Origin of the sequence: Brevundimonas sp. (assembly GCF_036659295.1) — a bacterium.
In the GTDB taxonomy this organism is placed as follows: Bacteria; Pseudomonadota; Alphaproteobacteria; order Caulobacterales; family Caulobacteraceae; genus Brevundimonas.
On record NZ_JAVXCU010000066.1, the window covers coordinates 5,696 to 13,309 of the forward strand.

Consider the following 7,614-nt stretch of genomic DNA (forward strand, 5'->3'; position numbering starts at 1 on the left):
CGTCAATCGCGTTGCGTGAACAAAAAACCCTGTCTAGCGTCCCCAGCGAGGGTCGGCACGCGTCGACATCTAAATATGTGAGGGGACTTCCATGTCTTGGCGGATTAAACCGCTGGACGCTATTATTGCGTCCGCAGAAAAGAAAGCGCTTACGCGCTCGTTGGGCGCTGTCCAGCTAACCCTGCTCGGAGTGGGCGCAATCATCGGCACGGGTATCTTTGTGCTGACGTCCGAAGCCGCACAAAAAGCCGGTCCCGGCATGATGTGGAGCTTCGTTATCGCCGCTGCGGTCTGTGCCGTGGCGGCGCTTTGCTATTCGGAGATCGCTTCCATGGTTCCGGTGTCGGGCTCTGCCTACACCTATACCTATGCGGTGATGGGCGAATTGCTGGCATGGATCGTGGGCTGGGCCCTGATTCTCGAATATGCCGTGGCGGCGTCTGCCGTTTCGGTAGGCTGGTCCGGCTACTTTATCGGTTTGCTCAATAGTTGGGGAATTGAGCTACCGTTGGCTATCACTGCCGGCAGCTATGCCGGTGGTATCATCAACCTTCCGGCAGCTCTGATTGCGCTGTTGATCACCGCTCTTCTGATGGTTGGCACAACCGAGAGCGCACGCGTCAACGCCGTTCTGGTGGCCATCAAGGTTACCGCGCTGACCGTCTTCATCGTTCTAACCCTGCCGGTTATCAAGGGTGCGAACTTCCAGCCCTTCCTGCCGAACGGCTGGATGGGTGACGGTCATGGTGCTGGTCTGGGCGTTGTCGGGGCTGCTGCTTCGATCTTCTTCGCCTATGTCGGTTTCGATGCTGTTTCGACCGCCGCCGAAGAAACCAAAGACCCGCAGAAAAACGTTCCGATCGGTCTGATCGGTTCGCTGTTGATCTGTACGGTCTTCTATCTGCTGGTTGCTGCAGGTGCCATTGGTGCCATTGGTGCCCAGCCGGTTGTCGGCCCAGCCGGTGAAATCCTGCATGCCGGTTCGGCCGCCATGGCTACACAGTGCCAGTCGCTGATGGCTGCGGGCACAGAGCCGCTGGTTTGCTCCAAGGAAGCTCTGGCCCACGTTCTGCGCTCGGTTGGCCATGAACGTGTCGGTGACATGATCGGTATCGCGGCCTTCCTGGCCCTGCCCTCGGTCATCCTGATCATGCTGTTCGGCCAAACCCGCATCTTCTTCGTGATGGCGCGTGATGGTCTGCTGCCGGAATTCCTGGCCAAGATTCACCCCAAGTGGAAAACGCCGCACGTTGTGACCGTCATCACCGGTCTGGCTGTGGCCCTGTTTGCAGCCTTCCTGCCGGTCGGCAAGCTGGCTGACATTTCTAACTCGGGCACACTCTTTGCCTTCTTCATGGTGGCCCTGTCGGTCATGATCCTGCGCGTCAAGCAGCCGGATCGCCACCGTCCGTTCAAAACCCCGCTGGTCTGGGTCGTCGCTCCGCTGGCCATGTTCGGCACGCTGGGCCTGTATCTGAACCTGCCGACAGAATCGAAACTGGTTCTGCCGATCTGGGCTGTGATCGGTCTGGTGGTTTACTTCCTGTATGGCTACCGTAAGAGCCATGTGGGTCGCGGTATCGTTGATACCGACCACTAATCTCGCGTTTCAGGCTTGCCTGACCAAGAAGGCTCCGGAGAGATCCGGAGCCTTTTTTATATTTCCCTGCGCATTCATTTCGTTGCTTGCGTGATCTTGCGACACTGGTTAAAGCCTCGCTCAACCTAATGCGGATGTGGCGGAACTGGTAGACGCACTGGATTTAGGTTCCAGCGCCGCGAGGCGTGGAGGTTCGATTCCTCTCATCCGCACCATCTTTCCTGACATTGATATCAGCCGTTCCTGACGCATCGCAGCGTTAGGAGAACACAGAACGTGCCGAAATAGTGGCATTTCAGTCTGTTCGGTGAGGTTTTCCGATCACGGACGGTATCAGATGCCCGAAAACGCTTGCCTTATGACGCAATGCAATGTGTCTTGGACGTCGAGCAAAAGGCCATCAGGGGACCCTGCTCGGAAGTGCCATGAAAAAGATCGAAGCCATCATCAAGCCGTTCAAGCTGGATGAAGTCAAAGACGCTCTGCAGGACATTGGCGTGCAGGGCATGACCGTTCTGGAGGCCAAGGGATATGGTCGCCAAAAAGGTCATTCTGAACTTTATCGTGGCGCTGAATACGTCATCGATTTTCTGCCGAAGATCAAAATCGAGATCGTTGTCACTGACGATCTGGTGCCGGCCGTTATCGACGCTATCCAAACCGCTGCGCGAACCGGCAAGATCGGGGATGGCAAAATCTTTGTCAGCTCTCTCGAAGACGTCATCCGCATCCGTACCGGAGAAACGGGTTCGCAGGCTATCTGACCGTAATCGGCCGTCCCTTGTGGGCGGCCTCTTTTGTTTCCTCCCAAACCTATAACAATCAGGACCTCGAGAAATGAGCGCCGCACAAAAGATCCTGCAAGAGATCAAGGACAAGGGTATCGAGTATGTCGATCTGCGTTTCACCGACACGCGCGGTAAGCTGCAGCATGTGACCTTCGACATCGGCATGGTCGATGAAGAACTGCTCGAGGAAGGCACTATGTTCGACGGTTCGTCGATCGAGGGCTGGAAAGCGATCAACGAGTCCGACATGCTGCTGAAGCCGGACCTCAGCACCGCCCATGTCGATCCGTTCTACCAACAGCCGACCCTGTGTATGTTCTGCGACGTGCTGAACCCGGACACGGCCGAACCGTATAACCGCGACAGCCGTTCGATGGCCCAAAAGGCCCTCTCCTATGTGCAGTCGTCGGGTGTGGGCGATACCGTATTCTTCGGTCCTGAAGCCGAGTTCTTTGTGTTCGACGACGTGCGCTGGAACACCGCGCCGCACAATACCAGCTACAGCTTCGACTCGAGCGAATTGCCGGCCAATACCGGCGCCGAGTATGCCGAGGGCAATCTGGGCCACCGTCCGCACACCAAGGGCGGCTATTTCCCGGTTAATCCGGTAGATTCGGGCCAGGACCTGCGTGGCGAAATGCTGGCCGTCATGCGCGATCTGGGCATGGATCCTGAAAAGCACCACCACGAAGTCGCCCCTGCCCAGCACGAACTGGGCCTGAAGTTCAGCGACCTGCTGACCATGGCCGACCGGATGCAGCTGTACAAATACGTGATCCACAACGTAGCGCACGCCTATGGCAAGTCGGCGACCTTCATGGCCAAGCCCATGTTCGGTGATAACGGCTCGGGCATGCACGTCCACATGTCGATCTGGAAGGACGGCAAGCCGCAGTTCGCAGGCGACAAGTATGCTGGCCTGTCGCAAGAATGCCTGTGGTACATCGGCGGCATCATCAAGCACGCCAAGGCCATCAACGCCTTCGCCAACTCGACGACCAACTCCTACAAGCGTCTGGTTCCTGGTTATGAAGCTCCGGTCAAATTGGCGTATTCGGCCCGTAACCGCTCGGCATCGATCCGTATTCCGCACGTCTCGTCGCCCAAGGCCAAGCGTATGGAGGCTCGCTTCCCCGATCCGATGGGTAACCCTTACCTGACCTTCGTGGCCCTGTTGATGGCAGGCCTCGACGGGATCGAGAACCGTATCGATCCGGGCGCACCGGCCGACAAGAACCTGTACGATCTGCCGCCGGAAGAGCGCGGCTCGATCCCGGAAGTCGCCGGTTCGCTCAAGGAAGCCCTTGAAGCCCTCGACGACGACCGCGCCTTCCTCAAAAAGGGTGGCGTCATGGATGACGACTTCATCGATGCCTATATCGAACTGAAGCAAACCGAAGTTGCGCGTCTGCAACTGCACCCGCACCCCGTCGAGTTCGACATGTACTATAGCTGCTAAGCCGCTATAATATTGTAAGAAGCCCCGAACGTTCATCGTTCGGGGCTTTTTTGTAAGTGCGCCTGTTTACAGAGAACCATTCGCAGCAAACAAAACATTTTGTAACATTGTTATGTTAACTGCCCCTGATCCGCAACCAAAGCGTCGCTTCTGGTGTTTCCGCGATAAGGCCCCAACATATTGGGTCAGGAAACATGCAACAAAAAACGCCGCCCCCACACGAAGCGTCCATCCTAAATATTGAGCCTGTAGTTGGAGAAGCTCAGCTTCCCTCCACGCGCGCCCATCGTCGGTTTTACTTGACGGTTCCCGTTAAGTTTACGGTTGCCATTCTGCTGGCGATCTCATGGACGACGCTTAGCGTCTGGCTTTCACAGCGATGGTTGGTTGATCTGGCCCATATAACCAACTGGCCGTTTGCGGTTATTGCAATCAGCTTCATTGCCTATGTACCGGGTTTTATGAATGCCTTCCTCATAAGCACCTTGGCGTTTGACCGTCGCCCTCCCCGCAAAGGTCTGACCACATATCCTGCCATAACCATTCTGGTCGCAGCCTATAACGAGGCTGCTGCTATCCGCGATACGCTGACCAGCCTGTCGCGCCAGAATTACAAGGGCGCTCTGGAAGTTCTGGTACTGAACGACGGTTCGACAGATGACACTGTGGCGATTGCCAACAAGGCCATAGAAGAGCTGTCCATCCCCGCTAACTTCACCATGCGAGTGCTGGATTACGAGGTTAATGCGGGCAAGGCCGCCGTTTTGAACCGAGGCTTGGCCTTGGCCAGCCACGATCTCGTTGCCACGATTGACGGAGATTCATGGGTTCGCGAAGACGGCATTACCCAGATCGTGGAACGTTACGTCAATGACCCGCCCAATACGCGCGCCGTCGCCGGTGCGGTGATGGTGCGAAACTCGCGCCAGAACTTCCTCACACGCGCTCAGGAATGGGATTATTTCCACGGTATTGCCGCAATCAAACGAATGCAGTCCATGTATCACGGCACGCTGGTCGCTCAGGGCGCTTTCTCGCTGTACCAGCGCGATGCCCTGAACAGTGTTGGTGGCTGGCCGGAATGTGTAGGTGAGGACATCGTCGTCTCGTGGGCCCTTTTGCAACAAGGTCACCGCATCGGTTATGCCGAAGATGCGCTAGCTTTTACCAATGTGCCGACCACGCTGAAACAATTCACCTTGCAGCGCAAACGCTGGTCACGTGGTTTGATCGAGGCCTTCAAGGCCTATCCCGGCCTGCTGTTCAAGCCGCGCCTGACCACCCTGTTTATCTGGTGGAACCTGTTCTTCTTGCCGCTTGATCTGGTCTATACATTTGTCTTCATTCCGGGGCTGGTTCTGGCACTGTTCGGCCATTTCTGGATCGCCGGTCCGATGACGCTTGCCGTGCTGCCACTGGCAGCATTGTGGAATCTTTTCATGTTCCGCATCCAGCGCAACATGTTCCACGAAGAGGGCCTTAAGGTACGCCAGAACTTCGGCGGCTTCCTCTTCTATGCCATTGGCTATAGCCTTTTGATGCAACCCGTCAGCGTATGGGGCTATGCCGCTGAAGCTTTGGGCATGACCAAGAAATGGGACACGAAATGATCCGTCTGACCATTGCCGCATTGATGGTAGCGACCTCGTCCATCGCCCTATCAGCACACGCCCAGACCGTCGAAACTGCACAGGACGTCGCCCGCGAACAGCATCGCGAGCGAACTGCCGAAGCCTTTACGCCTCGTGCCGCTGTCGGAGCCGACCTTTTCTACTCCACCGATGCCGATGACACCGAGGTCTTGAAGGTCGGGGCCAATCTGGACTGGAAATGGAAGGGGCCGGACGAATATCTGGGCCTGCGCATCGAAAATGCCAGCTTCAGTCCCAATGGCCAGCACAGTCGCGACGCGCAGCGTGTCTATCTACGCGCCGCCGATAAGACAGGTGACTGGACCTGGAAGGTCATGGCCGGCACCGATGGCGACACCGCGCTAGGGGCCGCCAGCATTCATAACGATGCCCGTTTCCGTCAGGAATACTTCATCGAGCGCGAGGTGCTGGAAACCCCGCAAGGCGTCGATGACGGCATCTATTATACCTTCGTTGGCGGTGCTGTGGATCTGCCGATCAATGACCGAAATAACCTGACATTCGTCGCCGGTGTTCAGGACTTTACGGGCGAGAATGTACGTACCCACCTGCGGGCCACCTATGTTCATGTGGTCAAACCCGAATGGGGCCTGTCAGCCCAGATGCGTGTGCGTTATTTCCATTCCAGCCATCCGGGCGAGTTCGATTACTTCTCGCCCGAGGACTATGTGGAAATCATGCCGATAATTCAGATGCGGCGCTATCATGGTGGCTGGCGCTATCTGATCGCAGGCGGCATCGGCGGGCAAAAAGCCACAGGCGACGACTGGCATCAGGCCCGTTACCTCAACGCACAAGTCATCAGTCCCCCTGTCCGTGAATGGGCCGTAACCGCAGGCATAACCTACAGCAACACCCCGATCGCCAGCGGCTATACCTATGACTACACCCAGTTCAATGTGGGCCTGACCCGCGCCTTTTGACGACATGGCTCTGCGACTACGGTTGCGGAGCCTTTTCAGCATCATAATCTGACGATGCCTGTATCAGTGCCTTGATGTCCGAGGCGCATAGCAAGGGCCGCAAGGCGTCAAACTTGGCTTGCGGCCAACCATAAATCTCCAGCGCCAACAGCCCGTCGACAATATCGGCTGCAAAACGCTGACGCACGGGCACGGCTGGATTGCCTGCCACAATCGTATAGGGGGCCACATCCTTGGTCACGATCGCGCCCGAAGCGACAACGGCCCCCTCGCCTATCGTTACGCCAGGCATGATCATTGCCCGCATACCGATCCACGCCCCGTCCATAATGTGCGTGTCTCCCTTGCCCTTATAGGCATCCACAATGACCTCGGGAAACGGGTACAGGCTGAACCAGTCGGTGCGGTGCGTGTGGTTGCCGCCCAGCAGCATCACCGCCTCGGCACCGATACAGACGCAATCACCGATATGGAGCTGGTCTATCGGCCACTGGGGTGTCCAAGCCGACAGGCTGTAGGGATCGCCATACAGGTAACGGACGACGCTCTGCTCGAACGATCCGCTCCACGCGTCGCTGTAATAGCTGCGTGTCCCTTTGATATGGATATTGGGGTTGGTGACGCTCTCATGGAGCAGTTCAACCTTGGACCAGTGCCGGTCAGGCGCGATTGGGGACATGGACAGCCTTCGATCTTGCGAAGGCCTGTCCTATCGCCCAATCACCCGATTGCCTAATTAGGCCGCAGCATCCGAGGCTTGGTCGCTTTTCTTGCGGCGCATTTCGATGATGCGGACGCACCAGATCGAAATCTCGTAGAGCAGCACCATCGGTATCGCCAACATCAGTTGGCTGACCGGATCCGGCGGCGTCACAACAGCGGCCACCACCACCACGGCCACGATGGCATAGCGGCGCCCCTTGGCCATAAGTTCGCTGGAAATCAAGCCGGCCATGCCGATCAAGGTCATCACCACCGGCAACTGGAAACAGAACCCGAAGGCCAGCACCAGAGCCGTAACAAGGCTCAGATAATCCGAAACCTTGGGCAGAAGTTCAGCGGTGATCCCGTCGCCCGAAATGCCTTGGCTCAGCGAGAACCACATCACGAACGGCAGCATCACATAATAGACAAGCGCCGCCCCCAGTACGAACAGCAGAGGTGCCGCCACCAGAAACGGCAGAAACGCCCC

Annotated in this window: 7 protein-coding genes and 1 tRNA gene; 6 read left to right on the forward strand and 2 right to left on the reverse strand. The window is 57.1% G+C overall.

The features are described 5' to 3' along the window. Positions 1–91: 91 nt before the first annotated feature. The 6 genes from RSB01_RS10945 to RSB01_RS10970 all read left to right on the forward strand — a co-directional run bounded on the left by RSB01_RS10945 (position 92) and on the right by RSB01_RS10970 (position 6,422). Entirely contained in the window at positions 92–1,600 is a 1,509-nt protein-coding gene (locus RSB01_RS10945) for an amino acid permease (protein WP_332619904.1), read from the forward strand. Between the two features lie 130 nt (positions 1,601–1,730). Next, positions 1,731–1,815, forward strand: a tRNA-Leu gene (locus tag RSB01_RS10950). Between the two features lie 210 nt (positions 1,816–2,025). Further along, positions 2,026–2,364, forward strand: coding sequence for a P-II family nitrogen regulator (locus tag RSB01_RS10955; protein WP_332619903.1), 339 nt, complete (start codon positions 2,026–2,028; stop codon positions 2,362–2,364). Between the two features lie 73 nt (positions 2,365–2,437). Continuing rightward, positions 2,438–3,847 (forward strand): type I glutamate--ammonia ligase, encoded by a 1,410-nt coding sequence (gene glnA / locus RSB01_RS10960; RefSeq protein WP_332625461.1) that lies wholly within the window; start codon positions 2,438–2,440, stop codon positions 3,845–3,847. A 299-nt stretch (positions 3,848–4,146) separates the two neighbouring features. Beyond that, positions 4,147–5,457: a glycosyltransferase gene (locus RSB01_RS10965; protein WP_332591134.1), complete on the forward strand. Its 1,311-nt coding sequence runs from the start codon at positions 4,147–4,149 to the stop codon at positions 5,455–5,457. Then, a complete protein-coding gene (locus RSB01_RS10970; protein ID WP_332591135.1) occupies positions 5,454–6,422 on the forward strand; it encodes a hypothetical protein in 969 nt (322 codons plus the stop codon). Before RSB01_RS10965 ends, RSB01_RS10970 begins: the two co-directional genes overlap by 4 nt. Positions 6,423–6,438: 16 nt before the next feature. Here the strand turns inward: RSB01_RS10970 and RSB01_RS10975 are convergent, their stop codons facing one another. After that, positions 6,439–7,101 carry a CatB-related O-acetyltransferase gene (locus RSB01_RS10975; RefSeq protein ID WP_332620578.1) on the reverse strand — a complete coding sequence of 221 codons (663 nt, stop codon included), beginning with the start codon at positions 7,099–7,101 and terminating at the stop codon, positions 6,439–6,441. Positions 7,102–7,158: 57 nt separating this feature from the next. Further along, positions 7,159–7,614, reverse strand: a 456-nt coding sequence (locus tag RSB01_RS10980) for a twin-arginine translocase subunit TatC (protein ID WP_332625463.1), incomplete at its 5' end; no start/stop codon positions are given.